This is a genomic window from Methylogaea oryzae (assembly GCF_019669985.1).
Lineage (GTDB): Bacteria > Pseudomonadota > Gammaproteobacteria > Methylococcales > Methylococcaceae > Methylogaea > Methylogaea oryzae.
The window spans coordinates 658231-685036 of record NZ_AP019782.1 but is presented as its reverse complement, the minus strand read 5'-3'; the positions used below and the strand labels follow the sequence as shown (position 1 = coordinate 685036).

Below are 26806 nucleotides of genomic sequence, written 5' to 3'. Positions count from 1 at the left end.
TGTGCGGATTAATCGGGAAGTTTAAGGGCCAGGAACAAAGAGCCGCCGCGCCGCTGCACCAGCACCGCGATGGATTTCTTCTTCGGCAAGTCCTTGAGCACTTGGTTGAAGTGCTTCATGTCGCGGATCGTATCGTTCTGGATGCGTAGAATCACGTCGCCCTTGCGGATGCCGGCATCGTAAGCCGGGCCGTCCTTGACCGACTGCACCAGCACGCCGTTTTTCTCCACTTCCAGCTGCGCGCGCTGCTCCGCGCTCAAGTCCGACACCGCCATGCCCAGGGCGTTGGTCACAACGTCGGGGGCTTTGTGCATGCCGACCACCGGGTGGTCCTCGTCGGGCAACATGCCGATCTTGATCTTCAGTTGTTTGGTTTCGCCTTGGCGTATCACTTTGAGGTTCGCCGTGTCGCCCACCGCGGTCATGCCCACCAGGGGCGGCAGGGAAGCCGAGGTGGCGATCTCGCGGCCGTTGAACTCGACGATGATGTCGCCGATTTGCAGACCGGCCTCTTGCGCCGGGCTCTTGGGCAACAGCTTGGACACCAGCGCGCCCTTGGGGCGGTTCATACCGAATGATTCGGCCAACTCCCGCGTCACGTCTTGAATCTGCACACCGATCCAGCCGCGCGAGACATAGCCTTGGGACTTGAGCTGGTCCACCACTTTCATGGCCACTTCGATGGGAATGGCGAAAGACAGTCCCATGAAACCGCCGGTGCGGCTGTAAATCTGCGAATTGACGCCCACCACGCGACCGTCAAGGCCGAACAACGGCCCGCCGGAATTGCCCGGATTGATGGCCACGTCGGTTTGGATGAAGGGCACGTAATTGTCGCTGGGCAGGCTGCGGCCCTTGGCGCTGACGATACCGGCCGTGACGGAATGGTCGAAGCCGAAAGGCGAACCGATAGCCAGCACCCATTCCCCCACCTTCAGGCTTTCCGACACCCCCATGCGCACCACCGGCAGGTTGTCGGCGTCGATCTTGAGCAAGGCGATATCGCTGCGCTTGTCGGCGCCGATCAATTTGGCGACCAACTCGCGCCGATCCGACAGGCGCACGACGATTTCGTCGGCGTCCTTCACCACGTGCTGGTTGGTGATGACGTAACCGTCCTGGGAAATGACGAAGCCGGAGCCCAAGGACTGCACTTCGCTGGGTTCGCCGCCGCCGTCGCCGAAAAAGTGACGGAACAGCTCGTCGTTGGGAATGCCATCCGGCAGTTCCATGCCGTCCGGCAACTCACGCTCGGCCGAAGACATCTTTTGCGTGGTGCTGATGTTGACCACCGCCGCGCTGTTCTTTTCCACCAATCCGGTGAAATCCGGCAATTGGGCACGGGCCGGGCCAGCCGCCAGCAATCCCAGGACGAGTATCCCGGCAACGATTCCGAAACCTTTACGCATAATGAGCCCTAAAGTCCGCACCGGCTGCCCGAGGAGCCCGGCCGGCAGGAAGAAGTATCTAAAGAGAAATTTTACGGAGAACCACGGGCTGCAGGGCAGCCGCCCCCAGCTTAGGTAATTTTTTGACGGCAACCACGCTGACAGCGAAACCGAACACGCCGCCCAAAGGCGCCGGCCAATCCGCTATGCCGCCCCAGCCGACCGCCAGCGATTCCGCGAGGACAGCCCCCGCCAGCAAGCCGCACAATGGTAGCACATAGACCAGCAAGGAGCCCCACAACAGTGCCCTTTCGTCAATACCGATCACCACCCGATCGCCCGGCTTAAGCAGCAACGGCGAACGGACCGCCAGCGGCGCACGATTCTTTCCCAAATGTTTTTGCAGCAAAGCGGAGGAACAGACCTGCGAACATCCGCCGCAAGGGGACACGGCGGCTTCCACCCAGGCCGTCGCCCCGTCCACCGCGGTCACCGTCACTTGCTCTTCCAACATCACCGTTGCTCCGCGCGTTCAACACCGTCACCCACCAGGCCCACCGCCGCCAGCGGCGCCTCGCCCATCACCGTAATCTGATAGCCGTTCATGGCCCGAGAATAAAAATGCATGGCGCCGAAATGCCGTACCTGCTTTTTCAAGCCGGCGGCGCCGTCACTTTCTTCGATATAAAGGGACAAGGCCGACAGGCCGTCGCTAAGCAAGAGATGCTCCACCGGTTTTTTGCCCGGCGCGCTGTGACGCATATAGGAAACCAGCCGGTATCCGGGCGGCACCCGCTCCAATCGCCATTGCAGCGACTCCAGCGGCAGGGCTTCCTGCACATAGGGCGCCGCTTTGTGTTCCGGAAACGTTCCCACCGCAGCCTTGTTCAGGCTCAGCTCGGAAAACACCAGCTGCTCCAGCACCCGCTCGCCATTGAGCGCTTGGTATTTAAGGGGCAGCTTGCTGTCCACGTCGATCCAATAACGCCGGCCGTAGCGGTATTCGTCCAGCGGCTCAATAAGCACTTCCTGCACCGAGCGGCCGATCAACTGCTCTCTCGCGCCCAAGTTGAAACGATAAAAGCGCTGATAACTGGCCAAATCCTCCGGCAACGTTCCGAGACCGTCCACCCGCAGCGGCTTGCCGCCAGCCACGGAACGCTGCGCCTCGGGAAGAAAGTAGGTGGCACTGCCGGCCTGCCGCACGATCTCGTGGCCGGGCTGATCCAAGGAGTGCATGCACTCCCGTTCGGTGCCGTTGACGACGGCGTGCTCCACGGCGACGATTTGCACTTGGCTGTCGCGCAGCAAAGCCGCCTTACCGGTAAAATCGAGGTTTTTGCGCGCATCGCGCATCGCCGTCAACCAGCCCAGAGCGTCCTGCGGCGCCTCGGCTGCGGCAACGAAAGCCGAGCAGGAGCAACAGACCAACAGCATCAAGCGGATGACGAAAAAGATGCTCCGGGACGGCGAAGCCATATCGGCGGACACGTTCGGGCTCAAGGATTTACGATGCTCACCACACGCGATTGCGGCAGCATTTCACCCGCTCCCGCCGAATAAACGCCCTCATTGTGCATAATCAGGTACTCGTTCAGCTTCTCCGGCGAGAGCAGCCCGTTGCCGGCTTGCTGAACGCCGCCGACACCGCCGGCCGCCACCCAACGATCCGACGAATAAGGCAGGGAGCCGACGCCGTATTCCTTCATGCCCAATACCGCCAGAGCGGAAATCGCCGCCGCCAAAGCCAGGCCGCCGGCCGGCTTGAGCCACTCGCGCCGCTTACGTTGCGAACCGAGGAAAACCGGCTCCGCGGCCATGCGCTGGCTCAACCGCTGCGCGAAATCCTCGTCGGCCAAGAGCGCCGTGCCGCCACGCAAACCCTGGCGAATCAGGTGATAACGCTGCCAGGAAGCACGCAACGCCTCGTCGTCGCCCATGCGCGACAACAACTGGCCGGCCTCGAACGATCCCAATTCGTCGTCCATCAACAGGGAAAGCCGCTGCAACGCGGGATCACTAACTTTTTCGTCTTGGTTTTCCATCTTCCACCACGTTCAATGAATCAAACTAATCCAACAGCGGACGCAACCGCTTATCGATGAACTCGCGGGCTCGAAATATACGCGAACGCACAGTCCCCACCGGGCATTGCATCACCTCGGCGATTTCCTCGTAGCTGAGTCCTTCCAGCTCCCGCAGGCTGATGGCCGTGCGCAAATCCTCCGGCAAATCCTCTATGGCGGAGCGCACCGCCTCGCCCAATTCTTCTGTGAGAGCCAATCCTTCGGGCGTTTCGTTGTCTCTTAGACGGACGGCGGACTCCATTTGTTCCGCATCTTCCACACCCACGTCGTCATCGGCCGGGCGACGCCCGCGCATGGCGAGATGGTTCTTGGCCGTATTGATGGCGATACGGTACAGCCAAGTGAAAAAAGCGCTCTCGCCGCGAAAACCGGGCAACGCCCTATAGGCCTTGATAAAGGCGTCCTGGGCCACATCCAGGGACTCGGACGGATCCTTGATATAGCGGTTGACGACCTGAACGATGCGATGCTGGTATTTGAGCACCAACAAATCGAAGGCCTTCTTGTCGCCCGCCTGAACTCGAGCGACCAGTTCGCCGTCCAGGGCCTCTCCGGCATCCTCCGCTTCCAGGGGCCGATTCATTGGAAATGCGCGCCGACCAACCGATTACGCCTCGCCGAAGTAAAACAGCAATTATTTCGCAACCGGCACAATAGCGTTTTCCTCGGCATTAGTTTTTGCGATACATTACATTATCATCGTTTGGCCAGCGCCATTCAACGCGCCACCCGCAATCACCCCAGCCCAACTGTCAGCATATACCCAGAGTGTCCGCCCATCCTTATTATGATGTACTAATCATCGGCAGCGGCGCCGCGGGCCTCAGCCTGGCGCTGCGCTTACCCCCATCCATGCGCATCGCCGTGCTGGCCAAGGCGTCGCTGCAAGACAGCAATACCTACCACGCCCAAGGCGGCATTTCCGCGGTGCTGGACGCGCACGACTCCATCGACTCCCACATCCACGATACCCTGGTCGCCGGCGCCGGCCTGTGCGACGAGGACACCGTCAAACTGGTGGTATCGCAAGGCCGCCAGTGCATCGACTGGCTGATCCAGCAAGGCATGCCCTTCACCGAGGAACGGGACACCCAGGGAGCCAGCCACTTGCACCTTACGCGGGAAGGCGGCCACTCGCACCGAAGGGTGGCGCACGCCGCCGACGCCACCGGTCAAGCGTTGTCCACCACCCTGCAGCATCGGGTGCAGGCCCAACCCCACATCGACTTGCTGGAAAACCACAACGTCATCGACCTGATAACCGCCGCCAAGCTAGGGCTTCCCAACGACCGGGTGCTGGGAGCGTACGTACTGGACACGGCTAGCCACCGGATAACCACCTTCCGCGCCAAAATGGTGGTGCTGGCCACCGGCGGGGCCAGCAAAGTGTACCTTTACACCAGCAACCCGGACGTCGCCACCGGCGACGGCATCGCCCTGGCCTGGCGCGCCGGCTGCCAGGTGGCGAACATGGAATTCATCCAATTCCATCCCACTTGCTTATACCACCCGCAAGCCCGCTCCTTCCTCATCAGCGAAGCGGTACGCGGCGAAGGCGGCCATCTGCTGCTGCAGGACGGCACGCCCTTCATGCAGAATTTCGACCCGCGCGGCGAACTGGCGCCGCGCGACATCGTGGCGCGGGCCATCGACCACGAAATCAAGCGCCTGGGCATCGACTGCGTGTATTTGGACATCAGCCACAAGCCGGCTGAATTCGTGCAAAGCCACTTCCCTACCATCTACCGCCGTTGCCTGGACTTCAACATCGACATCACCCGGCAGCCCATTCCCGTGGTGCCTGCGGCCCATTACACCTGCGGCGGCGTGGTGACCGACCGGCAAGCCCGCACCGGCCTGCCCGGACTCTACGCCATCGGCGAAACCGCCTGCACCGGCCTGCACGGCGCCAACCGCCTGGCCAGCAACTCCCTGCAGGAATGCTTGGTTTTCGCCAAGCAAGCCGCCGACGACATTACCGCCCGGCTGGCGGACACCCCGCCGCCGCCGGAACTTCCGGATTGGGACGAATCCCAGGTGACCGATTCGGACGAAGAAGTGGTGGTCGCCCACAACTGGCACGAAATCCGTCAATTCATGTGGGATTACGTCGGCATCGTGCGCAGCGACAAGCGGCTGGAGCGCGCCCTGCACCGCGCCGAACTGCTGAAAAAAGAAATCGCCGAATACTACGGCCATTTCAAGGTGACCAGCGACCTGCTGGAGCTGCGCAACCTGGTTATCGTAGCCGAGCTCATCATCCGCAGCGCCATGCGGCGCAAGGAAAGCCGCGGCCTGCATTTCACCTTGGATTATCCGCACCCCGACGACAGCCAGCCTCCGCGCAACACGGTGCTCACGCCCGGCGAGCGCCATGTCCCGCTTCCCTGAACGCGCCAAACCGACGCCCATAAAACAAAAGCCGGGGGCAATGCCCCCGGCTTTTTCACGCCGACGCCGGACCCGGTCCGACGGCGCGGTACGCGCTTATTCCAGATTGGCGTGGCGCGTGCGCATTTTTTCCTCGGGGATGCCTTTGTTGTGGATGATATGCGCGACAGTGCCTTCGAGGAACAACAGGGTGGACAACTCAAAAGTGGTACCCATGGGCATGCCCACCACCTTTTTGTATTGATCGGCGTTGCCGATCTGGAACGTCACGTCGGCCAAGTCGCCGATGGTGGAACTGGCCTTGGTGCAAATCAACGCGATGGTGGCGCCCTGCTCTTTGGCTTTTTTGGTATAGGCCAAAATCGTCTCCGTTTCGCCGGAGCCGGAAATGACGATCAGCAAATCGCCGCGCTGAATGCTGGGAGTCACCACCTCGCCCACCACGTAGGCGCCGAAGCCGCCGTGCATCAACCGCATGGCGAAGAACTTGGCGACCAACCCGGAACGGCCCGCCCCGGCGACAAACGTGCGGGAGGACTGGTCGAGCAGCCTGGACAATCTGGAGCTATAGCTACGATCCGTGGCGCCGAGGACCCCGGAAATCTTCTGCAAAATCAACTGCCGATGCTTACCGTCCACGGTATCGCGAATCTCCCGCGCCGCCTCGGCCGGGGACGGGGCGCCGTAAATGGCCGCGCCGACGACGACGATATCCGCGCCGACTTTCGCCACCTGTTGCACCGTGGATTGATTGATGCCGCCAGCAACGGACAACCGCATATTCAGTCCCAAGCGAGCGATGGCCTGCAAGTCGGCGAACGGCGTCTGGCCCGCCGCTTGGGCGTCCAACCCGGTATGCACGCCGATGATATGCGCCCCCAAGCGGGCGGCTTCCCGTGCGCAGGCGACTTTGTCCGGCACGTTGATCAAATCGACCTGAACTTCGCCGCCATGGACTTTGGCGGCCTTGATGACGCCGGCAATGGTGGCGGAGCCGGACATGCCCAACACCGTACAGATATCGGCTCCGGCGGCGTAAAACGGCGCCGCCTCGTATTCGCCGGCATCCATGGTTTTTAAATCGACCAGGACGAGCTTGTTGGGGAAGCGCCGCTTCAATTCGGTCACCAAGCCGATGCCGTTATGCTTGATGCAGGGCGTACCGATTTCGAAGATGTCCACATAATGCGCGGTAAGGGCGGCCAGCCTCAGGGTCTGCTCGACGTCGAGGGAATCCAGCGCCATTTGAATCAACGGTTTTGTCATGATGCGTGCTCCAACTTGTTATGGTTGCCGACCGGCCTGCGATGCAGCCATTTCAATGCGTTTGCCCTTTCCAACTCTAAGATAGAGCCGCCGCGCCTGTCAACGCGGTACGGCGGCGGGAGGGGAGCCGACCGGCGGCTGCGCGGCCACCGGCGCGGGAGGCGCCGATTTGGGGTCGGAGACCGGCGGCATGGGCGGGGAAACGGGCGCATTCTCCCCGGCCGGCGGCAAATCGGATTCCGGCGCAACCGGGCCGGGACGCGTCGAACCGGAAGCCTTGCGCTCGGCTTCGGCCTTATCCTCTTCCTCCAGCTTTTTCAGCTGCTTATCCATGGCATTGCCCAGCCATCCGGTCAAGCGTTTGGCCAGCATATTCGGCTCCGACCAAGCCCACGGATCCAGGTTGGCGAAACGCAGTTGCCGATAATCCTCGTTGCCCTTGGCGGCGATGCGGCGCTGCATGGCCGCTTCATCCGGCTTGCCGTCGCCTTCCGCCAAATAATAGTCGGCGACGGGCATGCGGATCCGTTGCAGCCAGTCGGCCAGCGGCGCCTTGCCCCCCTGATCGTCCCAGGGCAACCCCACCGCCGCCGCCAACCGCACCGCCGGCGCGGGAGGCCGCAAAGGAATTCCCCGCTGTTGCAGCGCGGCGATTTCCTCCGGCGTGTGAGGCTCGGGCGGATCGTGGCGCACGGCGTAATCCAGCGCGGCCACGGCGCCATCGCCCATCCCCACCAAAGCCATGTGTTTCTGTTTTTTTCCCGCAAGGAAAGCGACGGCCGACGACACGCGGGCGTCGGCCTCCCGGGAGAAGGACAGCCCGCCCGGCCTGGGCGGTTGCAATATCAACACCTGCCAACCGGCTTGGCGCAAAGCGTCCGCCAAAGGCCGCACAAAGCGGGCGGATACCGGCCGGGAAAAAGAATCGGGCAGGATAATGACGCCGCCGCGCGGCTCCTTGCGCGCCGGCTCACGGTACGCGGCCCAGAACTTGTCCGCGCCGGCTTGCAGCCAAACCTGCTCGCCCTGCAATAAATACGGCGCGGCGTCGTCAGCCGTGCTCCATTCATCGAGCAGGTCGGCCCAGGCCGTCGCCGAAAACAACAGCAGGCAACCGCAAAGGAAAAGCCGCCCCGCCCCGGGCCGGATGGTTCCGGCCGGCGGGGCTGCGAGCGGCTTAACCCTGGTCAGGGGACCGGGCACGGCGGTGCTATTTCTTGACGTACAAATCGGTGATGGAGCCGTGCACCATTTCCGCCGCGAAAGCGAAGGTCTCCGACAGGGTCGGATGGGGATGGATGGTGAGGCCGATGTCCTCCACGTCCGCGCCCATTTCCAAGGCCAGCATGGCTTCCGAGATCAGATCGCCGGCATTGACGCCGGTGATGCCCGCGCCCAACACCCGCTGGGTGTTCTTGTCGCAGAGGATCTTGGTCAGGCCTTCCTTGCGGTTCATGCCGGCCGCGCGGCCGCTGGCGGCCCAGGGGAACACGGCTTTTTCGTACTCGACGCCCTGCGCCTGCGCCTCGGTTTCCGTCAGCCCCATCCACGCCACTTCCGGATCGGTGTAGGCCACCGACGGAATCGCCAGGGCCTGGAACGCCACTTTGTGGCCGGCGATCACTTCCGCCGCCACCTTGCCCTGGTGGGTGGCCTTGTGGGCCAGCATGGGATTGCCCACCACGTCGCCGATGGCGAAGATGTGGGACACGGCGGTGCGCTGCTGGTTGTCCACGGCTATGAAGCCGCGCTCGTCCGCCTTGAGCCCCAAGGCTTCCAGGCCCAAGTCGGCGCTGTTGGGCTTGCGGCCCACCGCCACCAACACCCGATCGAACAGGGACGGGGCTGGAGCGCCCTCGCCTTCGAAGGTCACTTCCAAACCTTCCGGCTTGGCTTCGATCTTGGCCACCTTGGTGCTTAGCAGCACGTTCTCGTATTCCTTTTTCACCTTGAGCGTCAAAGGACGCACCAGGTCCGGGTCGCAGCCGGGGATCAGCTGGCTCGCCAGCTCCACCACGGATACCTTGGACCCCAAGGCGTGATAGACGCTGGCCATTTCCATGCCGATGACGCCGCCGCCGACGATGAGCAGCCGCTTAGGGATATCGGCCAGGGCCAGGGCGTCGGTGGAATCCATCAGGCGCGGGTCGCCCCAGGGCATGCCCGGCAGCTTCACCGGCTTGGAACCGCTGGCGATGATGGCGTTTTCGAAAACGATGCGCTGCACGCCCTCGGCGGTCTGCACTTCCATCTGATTGGGCGCGACGAAGCGGCCCACGCCCTGCACATGCTGCACTTGGCGCTGCTTGGCCAGGCCTTTCAGGCCGGTGGCCAGGCCCGCCACCACTTTGTCCTTCCAGGCGCGGACTTTGTCCACATCGATCTGCGGCTCGCCGAAGGAGACGCCGTGAGCGGCGGCCTCTTTGGCGTTGTGGATGGTGTGGGCTAGGTGCAGCAGCGCCTTGGACGGTATGCAGCCGACGTTGCTGCACACCCCGCCCAGTACGCCGTAGCGTTCCACGATGACGACCTTCTTGCCCAGGTCGGCGGCGCGGAAAGCGGCCGTATAGCCGCCGGGCCCGCCGCCCAGCACCAGCACTTCGGTATTGATAGAAGCGGATTCCGTCACTTTCGTCCCCTTATTGTTCGTTGATCGCCCGGGCGGATTACAGCAACAGGCGGCGGATGTCGGCCAGCGACGCTTTCACGTGATTGACGAAGCGCGCGGCGACGGCGCCATCAATGACGCGGTGGTCGTAGGACAGGGACAGGGGCAGCAGCAAACGCGGCTCCAACTGGCCTTTGCGGTAGACCGGCGTCAACTGCGTACGGCACAGGCCCAGGATCGCCACTTCCGGCGCGTTGATGATGGGCGTGAAGAAGCGTCCGCCCACGCCGCCCAGGCTGGACAGGGTGAAGCTGCCGCCTTCGATTTCCTGGCGCTTCAACTGGCGCTTGCGGGCGCGCTCGGAAAGGTCGGCCATTGCCGCGCCGATCTCCAGGGTGCGCATCTTGTCCGCATCGCGCAGCACCGGGACCACCAGGCCTTCTTCCGTATCCACCGCCATGCCGATGTTGTAGTAGCGCTTCAGCACCAGGTTGTCGCCGTCCAGGGAGGCGTTGAACTGCGGGAATTCCTTCAGCGCCGCCACCACCGCTTCCGCCACGAAGGGCAGCAGGGTCAGCTTGACGCCCTTCTTGGCCGCTTCGTCCTTGAGGGACACGCGGAAGGCTTCCAGATCGGTGACATCCGCCTCGTCGTGGTGGGTGACGTGGGGAATGGTCTGCCAGGCGCGCTGCAAATACGCCGCCGACAGCTTCTGGATGCGGGTCTGCTGGTGCAGCTCCACCGGCCCGAAAGCGGAGAAGTCGATGGACGGCATGGACGCCACGGCGATGCCGCCGGCCGGCTGTTGCAAGCGGGCCTTGATATAGGCCTGCACGTCCTCCTTGAGGATGCGGCCCTTGGGGCCGGTGCCGGTGATCTGCGCCACGTCGGCGCCCAGTTCGCGGGCGAAGCGGCGCACGGCGGGGCTGGCGTGGGGCAGGCCCTGCGCCGACGAAGGCGCGGCTGGCACGGGGGCAGGAGCGGCCGGCGTCGCTACCGGAGCGCTGGTTTGCACCGGCGCGGCAGCAGCAGCGGCCGGCGCTGCCGGAGCCGGCGGCGGACTGGCCGGGGCCGGCTTGGCCTCTTCGGCGGCGGGAGCGGCGCCCTCTTCGGCCACTTGCAAAGTCAAAATCGGCGCGCCTTCGCTCACCTTGTCGCCCTGCTTCACCTGCATGGCGACGACCACGCCGGCCATGGGGCACGGCACCTCCATGCTGGCTTTGTCGCTTTCCAGGGTGATGAGGGACTGGTCCACCTCGACCCGGTCACCGGGCTTTACCAAAACCTCGATGATTTCCATCGGCTTGGAATCGCCGACGCTGGGCACCCGTATCAGTTGTTCTGTCATGGCGGCTCCTTATACCGTCATCGGATTGGCTTTTTCCGGGTCCAGCCCGTAACGGGCGATGGCCTCGGCGACCTTGGCGGCCGGCACCGTGCCTTCGTCGGCCAGCGCCTTGAGGGCGGCCACGGCGACGTAGTGGCGATCCACTTCGAAGAAATGGCGCAGGGCTTTGCGGCAATCGCTGCGGCCGAAGCCGTCGGTGCCCAAAGCCACGTAACGGCGCGGCACGTAGGGACGGATCTGGTCCATATACAGGCGCACGTAGTCGGTGGCCGCCACGACGGGGCCTTTAGTGCCGCCCAGGCATTGCTCCACATAGCTGGTGCGGGGCTTCTGCTCGGGGTGCATGCGGTTCCAGCGCTCCGCGTCGGCGCCGTCGCGGGCCAGTTCGTTGAAGCTGGTGACGCTCCACACGCTGGCGGCGACGCCGAAGTCCTGCTTCAACAGGTCCGCCGCCGCGATCACTTCGCGCAGGATGGAGCCGCTGCCCAACAGCTGGACTTGCGCCTTCTTGCCGGCGTCTTGCAGGCTGTACATGCCCTTGACGATGCCTTCCGCGCTGCCTTCCGGCATGGCCGGGTGGGCATAGTTCTCGTTGGCGATGGTGATGTAATAGAACACCTTGTCGCCGCGCACGTACATGCGCTCCAGGCCGTCCTGGATGATGACCGCCAGCTCGTAAGCGAAAGCCGGGTCGTAGGAAAGGCAGTTCGGCACGTTGGCCGCCAGCACTTGGCTGTGGCCGTCCTGGTGCTGCAAGCCTTCGCCGGCCAGGGTGGTGCGGCCGGCGGTGGCGCCCATGAGGAAGCCGCGCGCCTGAATGTCGCCCGCCAGCCAGATGAGGTCGCCCACGCGCTGGAAGCCGAACATGGAGTAATTGATGAAGAACGGCACCATGGACAGAGCATGGTTGGTGTAAGCCGTACCGGCGGCGATCCAGGAGCTGAGGGCGCCGGCCTCGCAAATGCCCTCTTCCAGCATCTGGCCTTTGCGGTCTTCCCGGTAATAGTTGATGGTGCCGGCGTCTTCCGGCTCGAACAATTGGCCGGTCGGCGCGTAGATGCCGAACTGGCGGAACAGGCCCTCCATGCCGAAAGTGCGCGCCTCGTCCGGCACGATGGGCACGACCCGCTTGCCCATGGCTTCGTCCTTGAGCAGCACGCTGAGCATGCGCACGAAAGCCATGGTGGTGGACAGTTCGCGCCCTTCGCTGCCCTTGAGCAAGGCTTCGAAAGCCGACAACGGCGGCACCGACAGCGGCGGCACATCCGGCCGGCGCGCCGGGAAATGCCCCCCCAGGGCCTTGCGGCGCTCGTGCAGGTAAACCATCTCCGGGCTGTCGGCGGGCGGCCGGTAAAACGGCAGTTCGGCCAATTGGTCGTCGGCGATGGGCAGGCGGAAGCGGTCGCGGAACGCCTTGATGGCGTCGGCGTCGAGCTTTTTCTGCTGGTGGCTGGTGTTCAACGCTTCGCCAGCCTTGCCCATGCCGTAACCTTTCACGGTCTTAGCCAGGATCACCGTCGGCTGGCCGCTGTGGGCCGTGGCGGCAGCATAGGCGGCGTAAACCTTGTGCGGGTCGTGGCCGCCGCGGTTGAGGTGCCAGATTTCGTCGTCGGACATGTGGGCGACCAACTCCAGCAGTTCCGGGTACTTGCCGAAGAAGTGCTTGCGCACGTAGGCGCCGTCTTTGGATTTGAAGGTCTGGTATTCGCCGTCCAGCGTTTCGTCCATGCGCTTTTGCAGCAAGCCGGTGGTATCGCGCGCCAGCAGAGCGTCCCATTGGGAACCCCACACGACTTTGATGACGTTCCAACCGGAGCCGCGGAACTGCCCTTCCAGTTCCTGGATGATCTTGCCGTCGCCGCGCACCGGGCCGTCCAAGCGCTGCAGGTTGCAGTTGATGACGAAAATCAGGTTGTCCAATTGCTCGCGGGCAGCCAAGCCAATGGCGCCCAAGGACTCCGGCTCATCCATTTCGCCGTCGCCGCAGAAACACCAGACTTTGCGGCCTTCCGACTCCACCAAGCCGCGGTTATGCAGGTACTTCATGAAGCGGGCCTGGTAAATGGCCTGGATCGGCCCCAAGCCCATGGACACGGTGGGGAACTGCCAAAAGTCCGGCATCAACCAGGGATGGGGATAGGACGACAAGCCCTGGCCCGGCCCCCCGCACTCGCGACGGAAGTTGATCAGCTGCTCCTCGGTCAAGCGACCTTCCAGGAAAGCGCGGGCGTAGATGCCCGGCGCCGCGTGGCCCTGGAAAAACACCAGATCGCCGCCGTGGCTTTCGCTGGGGGCGTGGAAGAAGTGGTTGAACGCCACCTCGTACAGGGTGGCGATGGAAGCGAAGCTGGCGATATGACCGCCGAACTCGGTGTTCTCCCGGTTGGCCCGTACCACCATGGCCATGGCGTTCCAGCGCATGTAGGCGCGCAGGCGGTTTTCCAGGGCCGGGTCGCCGGGGGAACGGGCTTGGCGTTCCACCGGAATGGTGTTGACGTAAGCCGTGGTGGCTTTGTAAGGCAGGTCGGCACCGGCCCGCCGGGCGGCGTCCACCAGTTGCTCGAGGAGGCCGTGGGCGCGCTCGACGCCCTCCCGCTCGATCAGCGCTTGCAGCGCATCCAACCATTCGCGGGTTTCCTGGGGATCGATGTCGCCCCCCTGACCGCCGGCCTGCATGTTTTGATTTGTCATACCTCTATCCTCAACCACCGGTAACGCTCATATGTCGAAAAATCACTGGCTGCTCCGTTAAATCGAAATGGTGCCTTTCGGGCTTGACGGCCATGGCGTCAACGATGGCCCGCTTCAACTTGCCGCTGTCGCCCGGATTGGCGCGCAGCACCCGTTTCAAATCCACGGAGTGTTCATTGCCCAAGCACAACAACAACCGCCCCTCCACCGTCAACCGCACGCGGTTGCAGGCATGGCAGAAATTGTGGCTGTGGGGCGAAATAAAACCGATACGGCTGTCGCTGCCGGCCACCCGGTAATAGCGGGACGGCCCGCCGCTATCCTCGTCCGTCGACTCCAGGACGTAGCGGGCTTCCAAATCGCGGCGGATTTCGTCGCTGGAGTAATACGCCTCGGCCCTGTCGCGGCCGTCCACCGAGCCTAGCGGCATTTCCTCGATGTAGCTGATATCCAAACCGTGCCGCAGGGCAAAGCCGGCCAAATCCGCCACTTCATCGTGGTTGCGGTGTTTCAGGATCACGGCGTTAAGTTTGATACGCTCGAATCCGGCCGCGCGGGCCGCCTCGATGCCGCGCAGCACCCGAGCCAGATCGCCGACACGGGTGATCTGGCGGAATTTGTCGCCGTCCAAGGTGTCCAGGCTGATATTGAGGCGCTTGACTCCCGCCGCCTTGAGCCTTGCCGCCGAGGACTCCAACTGCGATCCGTTAGTGGTGAGCACCAGCTCCCGCAACCCCGGCAACCGCCCCAATCCTTCCAGCAACTCCATCGCCCCCTTGCGCACCAGGGGCTCGCCGCCGGTAACGCGGATTTTGTCCACGCCCAGCTCGACGAAGGCTTGGGCCAGCGTCTGCAACTCTTCCAAGGTGAGAATTTGCGCCCGGGGCAGAAACCGCATGTCCTCCGACATGCAATAGACGCAACGGAAGTCGCAACGATCGGTGATGGACAGGCGCAAGTAGTTCACGCGCCGGCCGAAACGGTCGATCAAGCTGCTGGGCGGTTGCGAACTCATGGTTGCCGGTCAAAATGCAAGGCGATTAATTCAAACTGCTGCGGCTCGAAGCAGCGAGTCTCGGCCGTATCGCGTCAATGGGAGGAACAGTTTTCCGCCCCCGCCGTCAGCGTATCGTCCACTTGGCGCAACAGGGCCGATATTTTAACGGTATTTATCTCCACGAAACGAAAGCTTTCTTCCGCCATGGGCGCCAACCCGCACTGGCTGGGCAACGCGGCCCCCGCCTCCAACAGGATTTTCATGCGCGGCAGGAAAACAAATTGCAGCCACTGGGCGAAATTCAAGGTATCGCAGCAAAACGGCAAAGGGCTCGCCAAGTCCGCGGCGCTGGGCGCCTCTTGCGCCCACAGACCGATACGGCGCATTTCCGCTTCGATTTCCAGCAATAACTCGGCACTCCTTGCCTGGCACTGGGACAGCTCCATCAGTGTCCCGCGATGAACTGGCCGAAGGCGCGGCTGCCCTCGCCGGTTTTTATGGTCCGAACCACTTTCAAAGTTTCCGCGTCGATCACCGACACGGAGTTGTCCATCCAGTTGGCCACGTACACGTGGCGATCGTCGGGATGGGTGGCGATGCCTTCCGGGTATTGGCCGACCTCCACCGAACCGACCATGCTCAAACTGTCGCCGTCGATGACCGCCACGGCGTTGTCGTACTGGTCGGTGACAAAAATCCTCTTGCCGCCCAGGGCCAAGGCGATGGCATAAGGCCGTTCGCCGACCTTGACGGTTTTCACCACGCGCATGTCCGCCGTATCGATCACCGACACGTCGTTGCTTTCCACGTTGGCGGAATAAAGGCGCTTGCCGTCGGCGCTGAGAGTGATGCCGAACGGATGGCGACCGACCGCAACGGTGCGCTTGACTTCCAGGCCGGCGGCATCGATGAGCGCCACGGAGTTGTCGTCCCGGTTCGCCACATAAACCTTGTTTCCATCGCCGCTCACCGCAATCCCGGACGGGGACTTGCCCACCGGAATGCGTTTAAGCACCTGCCCGCCCACGGTGTCGAAGACGGAAACATAGTGACCATACCAATCCGCCACGTACACCCTGCCGCCGTTAGACGGCATGGCCACGCCCACCGGACCGTCGCCCATGGGCAAAGTCTGGCGGATGACGCGGCGATGCCCGTCGATCAGGGTGAGGGTTTTGCCCTCGGCGTTGGTGACGGCCGCCAAGCCGCCGTCGCGGCTTACCGCCACGCCGGCCGGGCGCGAGCCCTTCGGCAAGCCGAGCGTCTCCACCACGTGGTTGGACAAGGTATCGATCAGCGAAACGCTGTCGCCGCCCTGGTTCGTGATATACGCCAGCGGCTCGGCCTGGGCGGCCGCGCCAAACAAAACGGCGGCGACACAGGCCGCCGCCGTCAAGTGGATTCCCGTTCTAACCATGGGAAACGCAGCCCGCTTACAGGCTTACTTCTTTTCCGCCAGGCTCTTCAGGTTGGCCAGGCTCTCTTTGTAGAGCTTGGTCACCGCTTCCGCGGCGGCTTCGTCGGTCTGGTCCGGCGGGCACGGGCAGTTGTTCATATAACCGCGATAAAACGCGCCTGCCCATTCCACCTTGGCGCCGGCGCCTTCGGCCGTCACGGTGATCTTCGCGGAGTAGTCGTTAACCGGCAGGACTTTCATGTCCACGCCGTCTTTGACGATTTTGTAGGAGAAGCTCTTTTCGGCGTCGTCGTATTTTTTCAGCTCTTCCTTCACCACGCCGCCGGCTTTCAGCGTCAGCTCGCGGGTAGCGCCGGCGTCATTACCGCCTTGGCCTGCAGTGCCGGCGACCATGGGCATCCAGCTGGCGTCGTGGAAATTCTTAATCTTGGCCCAAACTGCATCGGCGGAAGCGTTGATGACGATGCTTTCGGACACTTTCTGGCGGGACGGGCCGTGCGCATTGGCGGCGGACGTCCAGGTCAGGATCAGTGCGGAAACGAACAAAACGGCTCTATTCATGAGTCCTCCGAGGGTGAATTTGAACGAAAAAGAATGGCAGGCCGGCCGGACAATTGCAATCCAAAAATCCCTAAGCCGACAAGCCGCGGCCGTAATCGTCGAGCGCGTCGAGCAAGACTTGCCTGGCGCTATCGCCGGCATACTCGCGCCGCATAGCGTCCAGTTTTTGGCGGTAATCGGCATATGCCAGCCAGCCTGACCCGGCTTCCGTCAACCGTTTGCGGCGAAAATCTTCCCAGCGGGGGACCTCGTCCTCGTCCAAGGTTTCCGGCCAATTGCGCGCGCGATACCGAAACAACAATTCGGGCAAACGGGGGTCGTTAAACGCCGGCCGCGCTTCCGCCAACTCCCAGGGATCCATGGCGCGCAGGCGATTCAACAAAGCCTTGTCGCCGTCGCCGATAAATCCGTCATACAACGCCACGTCCACATCGTTGGCCGGCAGCTCGCGCGGGGCGAACACCTCCCGCAGCTTCTCGGCCAGCCCCACGGCGTTCTGCAGGGCGTGCAGGTGCTCGCCGCAGCGCACCGGATCGATGCCCCAGCGCTCGGCGTCCTGCGGCCTCAGCACATTCATGGGCGCAAGCACCGGGCTTTTATTGATATGCACGGTTTTCAGCGCAATCCGCTCGACGCCCTCGGGCAGGTCGGCGCTGGCGGTATACAGACGCTGGCGGATCGCTTCGGCCGACAGGGTCAGCAACGGCTCCGGATCGGCGCTCAGGTCGAACACCACGACGCCGTTGTTGTTGACCGGATCGGCCGCCAGCGCCACCACCACGGCCAAGTTGCCCCGCGCACTGGGATACATGCCGGAAACGTGCAGCAACGGCTGGTAGGTGCCCAGCCCCAACAGCCCGGCGGCGGCTTGTTTGCCGTGGTTTTTCCAGATGAACTCGAACAACTTGGGCTGCTTTTCCCTTAACAGCTTCGCCAAGGCGATGGTGGCATACACGTCGGATAAGGCATCGTGGGCGGCCTCGTGGGCCAAGCCGTTGGCAGCGGTCAAATGCTCCAATTTGAGGCTGGGCTGGCCGTCCACCTCAGGCCACAGCACGCCGTCCGGCCGCAACGCCCGCGCCGCCCGCGCCAAATCGATCAAATCCCAGCGGGAATTGCCGTTTTGCCACTCGCGCGCGTAGGGGTCGTACAGATTGCGGTACAACAGGTGACGAGTGACCTCGTCGTCGAAGCGGATGGTGTTGTAACCCAGGGCGCAGGTTTGCGGCCGCGACAATTCGCCATGGATCAGCGCGGCGAAATCCGCCTCTCCCAAGCCTTTCTCCAAAGCCACCTGCGGCGTGATACCGGTGATGAGGCAGGCGATAGGATCGGGCAGATAGTCGGGAGCGGGCCGGCAATAGGCCATGACCGGCTCGCCGACGGGATTGAAGTTTTCGTCCGTGCGCGCCCCGGCGAACTGGGACGGCCGATCGCGGCGCGGGTCGACCCCGAAGGTTTCGTAATCGTGAAAAAAGAACGTATGGGCCACGCGACGCCTTAGTGCTCGGTATGGCCCTCGGCCGCCGCCAAACGCCGCTTGCGGTTCTCGCAAGCCTCCTGCTTGGCCTGGGAACAAACGCACTCGTTGCCCGCGCCGTGTCCGCCGCAGGAGCCCTTGATGGGGTTGCGGCCGAAAATGACGCCCACCGACATGATGAGGAACACTACGGCGATGAGGGCGAAACTGATTAAAAACAAAGTACCCATGGTCGACTCTCCAACGCTAGAAAAACATGCGGGGAGCCCGAAGGCTCCCCGCAGTTTGCTTTTACCGTCCGATTTTGCGCTTAGCCGCCGAAATCGTCCAGCATGATGTTTTCCCTTTCAACACCGATGCTCAACAGCATGTTGATGACGGCGTTGTTCATCATGGGCGGACCGCACATGTAGTATTCGCAGTCCTCCGGCGCCGGATGGCCTTTCAGGTACTGCTCGTACAGGATGTTGTGGATGAACCCCGTATAGCCGGTCCAGTTATCCTCCGGCTGCGGCTCGGACAGACCCAAATGCCACTGGAAGTTGGGGTTTTCCTTGGCCAGCTGGTCGAACTCTTCCGCATAGAACGTTTCCCGCAGGGAACGCGCGCCGTACCAGAAGCTCATCTTGCGCTTGGATTTCAGACGTTTCAGCTGATCGAAGATGTGCGAACGCATGGGCGCCATACCGGCGCCGCCGCCGATGAACACCATTTCGTTTTCCGTTTCGCGGGCGAAGAATTCGCCGAACGGGCCGGAAATGGTCACTTTGTCGCCCGGCTTCAAGTTGAAGATGAAGGACGACATGATGCCCGGCGGAATGCTGTCGAACTTGCCGAAGGGCGGCGTGGCGATACGCACGTTGAGCATGATGATGCCCTTTTCGCCCGGGTAGTTCGCCATGGAATAAGCGCGGATGGTCGGTTCCTTGACGTGGGATTCGATGTCCCACAGCTTGAACTTATCCCAATCGCCGCGGTATTCCGGCTGCACAGCGAAATCCGAGAACTTCAGGTCGTAAGGCGGACATTCGATCTGGATGTAGCCGCCGGCGCGGAAATTGACGTTTTCGCCCGCCGGCAATTCCAACACCAGTTCCTTGATGAAGGTCGCCACGTTGTTGTTGGACTTGACCGTACACTGCCACTTTTTCACGCCGAACACTTCGTCGTGCACGTGGATCTTCATGTTTTGCTTGACCGCCACCTGGCAGGACAAGCGGTCGCCGCAAGCCGCTTCGCGCTTGGTGATGTGGGACAGCTCGGTGGGGAGGATTTCGCCGCCGCCTTCCAGCACCTGCACTTTGCACTGGCCGCAGGTACCGCCGCCGCCACAAGCCGACGAGACGAACAGGTTGTTTTCCGCCAGCGCCGTCAGCAATTTGGAGCCGATCGGCACGTGAATGGTTTTTTCATCGTTGATGACGATGTCCACGTTGCCGGACGACACCAGCTTCGATTTCGCGCCCAGGATCAAGAACACCAGGGCGATCACGATCACCGTGAAAAACAATACGCCTAGAATGATTTCCAACATTGTGCGGCCCTTACAATTGAATGCCCGAGAACGCCATGAAGCCCAGCGCCATCAGACCCGCCGTGATGAACGTGATGCCCAGCCCTTGCAGGCCGGCCGGCACGTCGCTGTATTTCAGCTTTTCGCGCACGCCGGCCATCAGGGTGATGGCCAAGGCCCAGCCGAAGCCGGAACCGATACCGTAGACCGTGCTTTCGGCAAAGTTGTAGTCGCGCTCGATCATGAACAAGGAACCGGCCAGAATGGCGCAGTTCACCGTGATCAAGGGCAGGAAGATGCCCAGCGCGTTGTACAAAGCCGGGAAGAACTTATCCAGCACCATTTCCAGGATCTGCACCATGGCGGCGATCACGCCGATGCAGGCCATCAGGGCCAGGAAGCTCAGGTCCACGTCGCGCAGACCGATCCAGGACAGCGCCCCTTCCTTCAGCAGATAGCTGTAGATCAGGTTGTTGGCCGGCACGGTCAGGATCTGCACGATGGTCACAGCGATGCCGAGACCGACGGCGGTTTCGATCTTCTTGGACACGGCGATGAAGGTGCACATGCCCAGGAAGAACGACAAAGCCATGTTTTCGATGAAAACCGACTTTATAAAGAGGTTGATATAGGCTTCCATCAGTGTGCCCCCCCTTCACCGTGCGCCAGCGCATTGATGCGGAAATCCGCCTTCTCCGCCTGCTTCGGTTTCCAGGAACGCACGCCCCAGATGATCAGGCCGATGAGGAAGAAAGCGCTGGGCGGCAGCAGCAGCAGGCCGTTGGGCACGTACCAGCCGCCGTCCTTCACCAGGGGCAGCACTTCGTGGCCCAGCCACTTGCCAGCGCCGAGGATTTCGCGGATGGTGGCGACGGTGATGAGGATCAAGCTGTAGCCGGCGCCGTTGCCGATGCCGTCCAGGAAGCTTTCCCAGGGCGGGTTCTTCATGGCGTAGGCTTCGGCGCGGCCCATCACGATGCAGTTGGTGATGATGAGGCCGACGAACACCGACAGCTGCTTGCTGACGCCGTAGGCGAAAGCTTTCAGCAGCTGATCCACCACGATCACCAGGGAAGCAATGATCACCATCTGGGCGATGATGCGCACGCTGCTGGGCACGTGGTTGCGGATGGCTGCGATGCCGGCGCTGGAGAAGGCGGTCACGGTGGTGAGCGCCAAGCTCATGATGAGCGCCGTACCTAGGTTGGACGTAACCGCCAAGGCCGAACAAATGCCCAGCACCTGCAAGGTGATGGGATTGTTGTCCACCAGGGGATCGACCAGAACTTTTTTGGACTCAGCGTCCAGATTCAGATTGATGCTCATGATTTAGCCCTTTCCAGCTCTAACCTTTGCCAAGTAAGGACCGTAACCGTCCTTACTCATCCAGTAGCGCACCAGGTTGCTCACGCCGCGGCTGGTCAGCGTCGCGCCGGCCAGGCTGTCCACTTGGAACTCGGCACCCGGCTTGGACGGATCCACGCCACCCTTGACCAAACCTAAAGCCACTTCGCCGATCTCGACGGTTTGGCCTTTTTCCGACAGGTTCGATTCGTGCACCGCCACGCTGGATTCGTTGTAGACCTTTTTACCCTTCCACAACGCTTTCCACTTGGGGTTCACCACTTCGCCGCCCAGACCCGGCGTTTCCGCCTGGTCGTAGAGGTTCAGGCCGACCACGGTGTTGCCGTCCGCTTCCAGGGCCATGAAACCGTACATGGTGGACCACAGGCCGTAACCATTCACCGGCAGGATCACCGACTTCAGCTTGCCCGCCTCTTTCACCAGGTAAACCTTGGCGTATTTGGCTTTGCGCTTGATGCTGGCGATATCCTCTTCGGCCGGGATCGACACGCCCATCACCGGATCCTTGGCCGCTTTGCGCTGGTCGTAGGTCTTCGGGTCGATGCCGTTGTCGTAGTCGCCGGTGGACAGGTCGACGATCTTCACTTCGAACTGCTTGAAGGCCTCGTCCACGTCGGTGTCCTCGTCCAGCATGCCCACCACCTCGAGGATGTTGAGCTTTTCGTCCTTGGACTTATTGGATACCTGCAACGGGTGCAGGATCACCGCCGAAGCGGACACCAGCACGGCGCCGCCCAAGCACAGGGCGAAGGCCACCGCTACGGTTTTTTCGAAGCTGTCGTTGGACAGGGTCAGCACGTAGCGCCAGTAGCGCTCCAACTGCTCCCGCCAGACCGCCAACTTGGCTTTGAAGTCTTGGTCTTGGTTAGGCATAGCGTTTCGCCCTTCTTCTGATGTTCGCCTTGATCACGACGTAGTCGATGAGCGGCGCGAATATGTTGGAGAACAGGATGGCCAGCATGATGCCTTCCGGGAAGGCCGGGTTGACCACGCGGATCAGCACCGTCATGAAGCCGACCAAAGCGCCGAATACCCAACGGCCGGGATTGGTCATCGCCGCGCTGACCGGGTCGGTGGCCATATAGACCATGCCGAAGGCGAAACCGCCCAGGGTCAGATGCCAATAGAACGGCATGGAGTACATAGCGTTGCTGTCGCTGCCGATGATGTTCAGCAGGGTCGAGGTTCCGACCATGCCGACCATGACGCCGGCCATGACGCGCCAGTTGGCCACGCGGGTGTAGATGAGGAACGCAGCGCCCAGGGCGCAAGCGAGCACGGAGGTTTCGCCCATGGAACCCTGTTCGAAGCCGATCAAGGTCTGGAACCAGCCGATGCCTGCGGCCGTGATGCCGTCCACACCGCCCATGGCCGCCAGGCCCAGGGCGGTGGCGCCGGTATAACCGTCCACCGCCGTCCACACCGCGTCGCCGGACATGGAAGCCGGATAAGCGAAGTAGAGGAAGGCGCGGCCGGTCAGGGCCGGGTTGAGGAAGTTCTTGCCGGTGCCGCCGAACACTTCCTTGCCCAGCACCACGCCGAAGGAAATGCCGATGGCCACCTGCCACAGCGGAATGCTGGGCGGCAGGGACAGGGCGAACAGCATGGAGGACACGAAGAAGCCTTCGTTCACGTCGTGCTTGCGCACGGTGGCGAACAGCACTTCCCAGATGCCGCCCGCCACCAGGGTGACGATGTAAACCGGCAGGAAGTACATCAGGCCGTGCATCACCACCGACAGCGGGTTGTACGGGCTGTAGCCGAACATGTTGAGGATCAGGCCGCGCCAGTTGTCCACCGAGGTCTTGCCCAGGGCTTCCATGGCCAGGTTGGCCTGGTAGCCGGTGTTGAGGATGGCCATCAACACGCAGGGCAAGCTCGCCAGCACCACGTAGGTCATGACGCGCTTCAGGTCCACGGCGTCGCGCACGTGGGTGTTGCCCGTGGTCACGTCGGCGGGCGAATACAGGAAGGTATCCACCATTTCGAACACGGGGTACAGAACTTCAAACTTCCCGCCCTTGGCGAAGTGCGGGTGCAGTTTGTCGAGGAATTCTCTTGTGCGAGACATCAGCCTTCCTTCTCAATCTGGGTTAGGTTCTGCCGGAGTACCGGGCCGAAGTCGTGCTTGCCGGGATCGACGAAGGTGCACAGCGCCAGGTCCTCCTCGTCCAGCTCCAGGCAGCCCAAAGCCTGGGCCATGTCGGTATCGCCGACCACCAGGGAGCGCAGCAGCTGAGCCGGCAGGATGTCCAGCGGCATCACCGTCTCGTAAACGCCCACCGGCACGATGGCGCGGGCGCTGCCGTTCTTGTTGGTATTGAAGGCGAACTTCTTGCCGGCGAACTTCGGCAGGCTGCTCAGCATCACGTTGAGGGCGGAGAACTTCTTCTCGCCCGGCTCCAGCCAGCCGATGAACTCGCGCTCGCGGCCTTCTTCGACGACCGACACCTGGTTGTGATACGGACCGAGGAAGTCGGCCCAGCCTTCCGCCTTGCGGCCGTGCAGCACGGAGCCGGAGATCACCCGAGCTTCCTTGCCGGCGGCCAACTGGCCGGCGGTGAGCTCGCTCAAGCAAGCGCCGACGCGGGTGCGCACCAAGCGCGGCTTGTTGACGATGGGGCCGGCCAGGGACACCACGCGCTCGACGTTGAGCTTGCCGGTGGTGAACAGCGCGCCGATGGCCATGACTGCCTGGTAATCCAGGCTCCACGCCGTACGGTCAGTGCTGACCGGATCCAGGAAATGAATATGGGTACCCGCCAAGCCCGCCGGGTGGGGGCCGGAAAATTCCGCCACCGTCACGCGGTCGCTGGCCGGAAGCTTGGCGCCCGGCGCCTTGCTCAGGTATACCTTGCCTTCCGTCAAGCGGCCGATCACGGCCAGCCCGTTGACGAAATCCGCCGCGCGGGCGTTGATCACCACTTCCGGATTGCCCGCCAAGGGATTGGTATCCATGGCGTTAACGAAAATGGCGTGGGGAACCGTATCGGGATCGGGCACCTTGCTGTAGGGACGGGTACGCAGACTGGTCCACAAGCCGGAGTTGAGCAAGTTGTCCTTGACCTTGTCCGCCGCCAGGCTGGACAGCTCTTCGGCGCGGTAGCTCTTGAACTTGATTTCGTCCCGCTTGCCGTCCAGGGCGACCACCACGGATTGCAGCACGCGCCGGTCGCCGCGATGGATGGCTTTGACCACACCGGAACCCGGCGAGGTGAACAAAATGCGGGGATTTTTCTTGTGGGCGAAGAGAGGCTGGCCCAGCTTAACCTGGTCACCCTCTTGCACCAGCATGGTCGGCTTGAGGTCCACATAGTCCTGGCCGACGACGGCCACGGTGGCGACCCTGCCGCCATCGTCGCGGATCGCTTGCTCGGGTCCGCCCGTAATGGGCAAATCCAAGCCTTTGTCTATCTTGATTAGCATACGGTTGAGCCTGTTGGTCAGACGGTTTACGCACAAAATTCCCCGGACCGTCATCCGTGGTGGAGGCGACGCTCAACAGGGGGGAACCACCCAAGATTCTTTCAAACCCGTGAATGGTATCACGACAAGGCCGCCAGCGTCACCACTCGCAGCACGTCTTAGCCGAGGAGAAAAGCGCTCCGCGACCGCTTTTGCAGCCGCCTACCGCACACCTCCTCGCCCGTCAGCCCCGGGACGCTCGGCTCGTTTCGCCGCGCCAGGCGGCCGCGTCGATTTTCGCGCGCCGCCCGGGCCCCGCTTCCCGGCGATTCGACCTGCGACTTTCCCTACGGCCGCTAGATTCTTTATGATGCTGGGCGCCGGAGAGCCCGCCCTTTTTCTCCCTCGCCGCCGACATGGCCACCACCCCGGAAGATGCACATGAGCCAAAACCCCCTGCTGTTTTACGGTTTGCTGGAAGTGCTGGTCATTGTGCTGCCGCTGGCCGGTTTTTGGTTCTGGCGCCTGCGCCAGCTTCGCAGGCAACTGAACCGGGCGTGGGAAACGTTCGAAGAGATCGTCGAATACCATCGATACAACCTGGCCCACTGCGGCAACGACGCCTTCGTCAACGACGCAAGCTGCTACCTGGACGCGCTCGAGCAGCTCGCCGAAGAAGAGCCGCCCGGAACGGCCGAAAGCTGGCAGGCCTTGTGGAAGGAATTGGTCAGGCCGGCGACTAAGCCGGAGGATAAAACGCCGCCCGCCGAGCTGGCCCAGCCTAGCCAGGAACTGCAGGACGTGGAGGCGGTGCTGGATCAGCAAAGCCGGCAAATCGCCGAATTGACGGCCTATAAAAACCATCTCGTGCAACTGCTGCGCGGCAAATTCGAGCACATACAGCACTCCAACCAGGAGCTGCTGTCCAGTGTGCGGCACCTGATGGGCGGCGAATCCGACGTGAGGGGCTTGCTGGAAATCATCGCCCGCCTGGAGGAAAACAGCGAAAACCTGCAAGCCATGGTCGGCGAACTGGAGAAAGCCAAAATGCTGGTGGAACCGCACCTGGACGCCCTGACCCGGGACAATCACCGCTTGCGGGCGGAAACCGCGCGAAAACACGCCCAGATACGCGACCTGACGGAAGAAAAGCAGCTCTGCGACGCGAAAATCGCCGAGCTATCGAAGAAAATCGAGCAACGCACGCAGATGTACAACCAAATCCAGCGCCGCTACGAGGATCTGCAGCGTGACTATCTGCAACTGCTGAAATAACCGGCCGGCGCGAAGCGGCGACCGGGTTTAAGCCAAATGCAGCACTTGCGCCACCTTGTTGCGCAGCGTGTCCCGGTCGAAGGGCTTGACGACGAAGCCGGTGGCCCCGGCCTTCAAACTGTCGATAACGATGTTTTTCTCCCTTTTGCCGGTGATGATGACGATAGGAATACCGGAAAAGCGGGAGGCGGCCCGAATCTGCCTCGTCACCGCCAAACCATCCATATCCGGCATCATGACATCCATCAGAATCAAGTCGGGCCGCACCTTGCGCAGCAGATTCAGCGCGTCGACTCCGCCGGTGGCGAACACCAACCGGTAGTTGTCGTCCTTCAGGATCGTGCTGACGATTTTGTGCTGAAATTCGTCGTCGTCCACCACCAGTATCGTGGCCGGCTGGCGTTTCGCCGGAGACTCGGGCGAGCGCCCCTCGCCTCCCGCCCCGCTCTCGTCGACGGCGACGCCCCCGCCGCCGGCCGGTTCGACAGCGGCGCCGGCTTCGCGGCCCGCCTCCCCCGGCGGATGCAGCAACAGCTCCAACTGTCGCGCCAAACGATGGTTGTGAACGGCGAGATCCTGCGCCGCCGGCCAACCGGCGCGAACGGCCGCCAGCGACCGTAACGCATTATGTGCCGCCATGGGCAAACGCAAGGCGTCGTCCGCCATAGGCCAGAACAGGACATAGTCGTTGAAAACCCCGTCGCGGCACAACTCGTAAGCCTGCGGAACCTCCTCCTTGCCGCACAGGACAACGGTGCGGTGCGGCTGCGACTGGACTGCGCCCCCCAGATGGAGCAACTCCAGGTAATGGCGCACGCTTTTTTCCAGCGCCCTGAACGCCAGCACCAACACGTCCGGCTTCCGATGATCGAAGTCTTCCGTCATCCGGACCGGATCGATGGACAACAACACCTTCCCGAAGTCGACGTCCAGAAGCTTTTTCGCCAACGCCGCATCGTGGACGTTATCCGATGCGACCAAAACGGTGGAAACGGAGGAGCTATAAACGGCCAT

At 62.5% G+C, this 26806-nt stretch carries 25 protein-coding genes; 2 read left to right on the top strand and 23 right to left on the bottom strand.

Translation table 11 applies throughout. The features are described from left to right. Positions 1–8 precede the first annotated feature (8 nt). From K5607_RS03415 to rpoE, 5 genes are read right to left on the bottom strand one after another with little or no spacing between them, the layout of a single operon-like run. Positions 9–1409, bottom strand: a complete 1401-nt coding sequence (locus tag K5607_RS03415; protein WP_054772868.1) for a DegQ family serine endoprotease — start codon at positions 1407–1409, stop codon at positions 9–11. A gap of 58 nt (positions 1410–1467) precedes the next feature. Continuing rightward, positions 1468–1902, bottom strand: coding sequence for a SoxR reducing system RseC family protein (locus tag K5607_RS03410; protein WP_054772867.1), 435 nt, complete (start codon positions 1900–1902; stop codon positions 1468–1470). Beyond that, entirely contained in the window at positions 1902–2867 is a 966-nt protein-coding gene (locus tag K5607_RS03405) for a MucB/RseB C-terminal domain-containing protein (RefSeq protein ID WP_221048198.1), read from the bottom strand. Before K5607_RS03405 ends, K5607_RS03410 begins: the two co-directional genes overlap by 1 nt. Positions 2868–2887: 20 nt before the next feature. Next, entirely contained in the window at positions 2888–3433 is a 546-nt protein-coding gene (locus K5607_RS03400) for a sigma-E factor negative regulatory protein (RefSeq protein ID WP_221048197.1), read from the bottom strand. Between the two features lie 25 nt (positions 3434–3458). Next, complete coding sequence (gene rpoE / locus K5607_RS03395; RefSeq protein WP_054772864.1) at positions 3459–4058, bottom strand: RNA polymerase sigma factor RpoE; 600 nt, start codon at positions 4056–4058, stop codon at positions 3459–3461. Between the two features lie 185 nt (positions 4059–4243). Here rpoE and nadB point away from each other — a divergent pair, with 185 nt between their 5' ends. After that, a complete protein-coding gene (gene nadB / locus K5607_RS03390) occupies positions 4244–5866 on the top strand; it encodes an L-aspartate oxidase (protein WP_221048196.1) in 1623 nt (540 codons plus the stop codon). Positions 5867–5962: 96 nt separating this feature from the next. On the opposite strand, the gene hxlAB is transcribed toward nadB, so the two are convergent. The 17 genes from hxlAB to K5607_RS03305 form a co-directional block, all read right to left on the bottom strand. Further along, entirely contained in the window at positions 5963–7132 is a 1170-nt protein-coding gene (hxlAB, locus tag K5607_RS03385; RefSeq protein ID WP_221048195.1) for a bifunctional 3-hexulose-6-phosphate synthase/6-phospho-3-hexuloisomerase, read from the bottom strand. A gap of 99 nt (positions 7133–7231) precedes the next feature. Continuing rightward, complete coding sequence (locus K5607_RS03380; RefSeq protein WP_221048194.1) at positions 7232–8335, bottom strand: DUF3530 family protein; 1104 nt, start codon at positions 8333–8335, stop codon at positions 7232–7234. Positions 8336–8342: 7 nt separating this feature from the next. Beyond that, positions 8343–9761, bottom strand: a complete 1419-nt coding sequence (lpdA, locus tag K5607_RS03375; protein WP_054774461.1) for a dihydrolipoyl dehydrogenase — start codon at positions 9759–9761, stop codon at positions 8343–8345. 37 nt (positions 9762–9798) lie between these two features. Further along, complete coding sequence (locus K5607_RS03370; RefSeq protein ID WP_221048192.1) at positions 9799–11088, bottom strand: 2-oxo acid dehydrogenase subunit E2; 1290 nt, start codon at positions 11086–11088, stop codon at positions 9799–9801. Between the two features lie 9 nt (positions 11089–11097). After that, positions 11098–13779, bottom strand: coding sequence for a pyruvate dehydrogenase (acetyl-transferring), homodimeric type (gene aceE, locus K5607_RS03365; protein ID WP_343222965.1), 2682 nt, complete (start codon positions 13777–13779; stop codon positions 11098–11100). Between the two features lie 10 nt (positions 13780–13789). After that, complete coding sequence (gene moaA / locus K5607_RS03360) at positions 13790–14794, bottom strand: GTP 3',8-cyclase MoaA (RefSeq protein WP_054773180.1); 1005 nt, start codon at positions 14792–14794, stop codon at positions 13790–13792. A 74-nt stretch (positions 14795–14868) separates the two neighbouring features. Then, on the bottom strand, positions 14869–15222 hold the full coding sequence (locus tag K5607_RS03355; protein ID WP_054773179.1) for a YqcC family protein: 354 nt from the start codon (positions 15220–15222) through the stop codon (positions 14869–14871). Then, entirely contained in the window at positions 15222–16193 is a 972-nt protein-coding gene (locus K5607_RS03350) for a YVTN family beta-propeller repeat protein (RefSeq protein ID WP_054773178.1), read from the bottom strand. The genes K5607_RS03355 and K5607_RS03350 overlap by 1 nt, the downstream gene beginning before the upstream one ends. 24 nt (positions 16194–16217) lie before the next feature. Then, a complete protein-coding gene (locus K5607_RS03345) occupies positions 16218–16754 on the bottom strand; it encodes an SRPBCC family protein (RefSeq protein WP_221048191.1) in 537 nt (178 codons plus the stop codon). 70 nt (positions 16755–16824) lie between these two features. Then, the gene (gene sbcB, locus K5607_RS03340) at positions 16825–18246 is read right to left on the bottom strand and encodes an exodeoxyribonuclease I (RefSeq protein WP_221048190.1); all 1422 of its coding nucleotides are present in this window, start codon (positions 18244–18246) and stop codon (positions 16825–16827) included. 8 nt (positions 18247–18254) lie between these two features. Then, positions 18255–18464, bottom strand: coding sequence for a (Na+)-NQR maturation NqrM (nqrM, locus tag K5607_RS03335; protein WP_221048189.1), 210 nt, complete (start codon positions 18462–18464; stop codon positions 18255–18257). 80 nt (positions 18465–18544) lie between these two features. Then, positions 18545–19768 (bottom strand): NADH:ubiquinone reductase (Na(+)-transporting) subunit F, encoded by a 1224-nt coding sequence (nqrF, locus tag K5607_RS03330; protein WP_221048188.1) that lies wholly within the window; start codon positions 19766–19768, stop codon positions 18545–18547. A 10-nt stretch (positions 19769–19778) separates the two neighbouring features. Further along, positions 19779–20387, bottom strand: coding sequence for an NADH:ubiquinone reductase (Na(+)-transporting) subunit E (gene nqrE, locus K5607_RS03325; protein ID WP_054773177.1), 609 nt, complete (start codon positions 20385–20387; stop codon positions 19779–19781). Beyond that, positions 20387–21073, bottom strand: coding sequence for an NADH:ubiquinone reductase (Na(+)-transporting) subunit D (locus tag K5607_RS03320; protein ID WP_054773176.1), 687 nt, complete (start codon positions 21071–21073; stop codon positions 20387–20389). Before K5607_RS03320 ends, nqrE begins: the two co-directional genes overlap by 1 nt. A 3-nt stretch (positions 21074–21076) precedes the next feature. Continuing rightward, positions 21077–21985, bottom strand: a complete 909-nt coding sequence (locus tag K5607_RS03315) for a Na(+)-translocating NADH-quinone reductase subunit C (RefSeq protein WP_054773175.1) — start codon at positions 21983–21985, stop codon at positions 21077–21079. Further along, on the bottom strand, positions 21978–23183 hold the full coding sequence (locus tag K5607_RS03310) for an NADH:ubiquinone reductase (Na(+)-transporting) subunit B (protein ID WP_221048187.1): 1206 nt from the start codon (positions 23181–23183) through the stop codon (positions 21978–21980). Before K5607_RS03310 ends, K5607_RS03315 begins: the two co-directional genes overlap by 8 nt. Continuing rightward, the gene (locus tag K5607_RS03305; protein ID WP_221048186.1) at positions 23183–24538 is read right to left on the bottom strand and encodes a Na(+)-translocating NADH-quinone reductase subunit A; all 1356 of its coding nucleotides are present in this window, start codon (positions 24536–24538) and stop codon (positions 23183–23185) included. Before K5607_RS03305 ends, K5607_RS03310 begins: the two co-directional genes overlap by 1 nt. A 420-nt stretch (positions 24539–24958) precedes the next feature. Here K5607_RS03305 and K5607_RS03300 point away from each other — a divergent pair, with 420 nt between their 5' ends. Next, positions 24959–25792 (top strand): hypothetical protein, encoded by an 834-nt coding sequence (locus K5607_RS03300; RefSeq protein WP_054774939.1) that lies wholly within the window; start codon positions 24959–24961, stop codon positions 25790–25792. 27 nt (positions 25793–25819) lie between these two features. On the opposite strand, the gene K5607_RS03295 is transcribed toward K5607_RS03300, so the two are convergent. Beyond that, positions 25820–26806, bottom strand: a complete 987-nt coding sequence (locus K5607_RS03295) for a response regulator (protein WP_221048185.1) — start codon at positions 26804–26806, stop codon at positions 25820–25822.